At 73.1% G+C, this 944-nt stretch carries 1 pseudogene; it reads left to right on the top strand.

Annotation, left to right across the window (positions count from 1 at the left end):
• Positions 1 to 338: 338 nt before the first annotated feature.
• Positions 339 to 944: pseudogene (locus tag I53_RS34305) on the top strand (diguanylate phosphodiesterase); the annotation flags it as partial.

The following is a 944-nucleotide window of genomic DNA, read 5'->3' as shown; positions in this document are numbered from 1 at the left end:
CCGGCGCCGAGAACGGGGCGAAATCGGGAAGTACGGGGGGGGAGAAACGTCATGGCCACGCTTTATGACCCTTTTTCATCCCCTCCGCATTCGCAAGCCGCGCAACCCTCCCCGGAGCGCCTTGTAATCGGATCCGCCGTGATGATTCCGCAACGTTCCAGCGGGCGCCGGCGTCACACCGCCCGGAATTAACAGGTGATGGCGCATCATCCTCCTCCCGGAGCCTTGCCGGGCCCGGTGCGCCCGGCCAATGATCCAGTGATTCGGTTCGCGCCCGGTGGGGTTCGCTCGGGATGTCCCCCGGCGACCGGCGCGCGTTCCCGGCAGGTGGTTAGACGATGGTCCCGGTCCTCGGCCGGTATGCGGGGCTGTTGACGGTCGGCCTTCTCGGGCTCGTCGTGTTCGGGCCACTCGCGGTGTTCCTGCCGCTCTGGAGTGCCATGACGCTCGGCGTCGCCGCCGCCCTGGCCGGCGGTCTCGCCCTGACCCGTATCGCCACCCTGAAGGCGCGCTGCGAGAAGCTGTCCGGCGAGGTCGATCTGCTGTCCCGGCGCCTGCTCAAGGTCGAGACGGCGGGGGCCGGCGCCGCGGCTCAGCCGCGCCCCGAAGCCGCCGAGGCGGCGTTGCGGGCGCAGATCGAGGAATTGACGGTCGAATTCGGGTTGCTCAGCGGCATCGTGCGCGACCTCACCACCGTGCTGAGCGCGCAGGATGCCGAGATCGCGGCCCTCAAGGCCCGGCCGGCGGAGGCGCTCCGGCCGCAGCCCGAGGCGGCGCCCGGCGCGGCCCTTCCGGACGCCGCCCCGGCCCCGGCCCTGCCGCGTCCGCAGGTGTCGGCCGCCCCCCCGCGCGAGGACGGGGCGCTCCGGCCGCAGGCGGTTCCGCGGGACCCGCAACCGGCCCCGAACCCGGCCCCATCCCTCAGGGGACGGCCGATCCCCCCG

The sequence above is a fragment of the Methylobacterium sp. B1 genome (genome assembly GCF_000333255.1).
GTDB lineage: Bacteria > Pseudomonadota > Alphaproteobacteria > Rhizobiales > Beijerinckiaceae > Methylobacterium > Methylobacterium fujisawaense.
The sequence above is the reverse complement of the archived record's forward strand: the minus strand, read 5'-3'. Positions and strand labels throughout refer to the sequence as shown.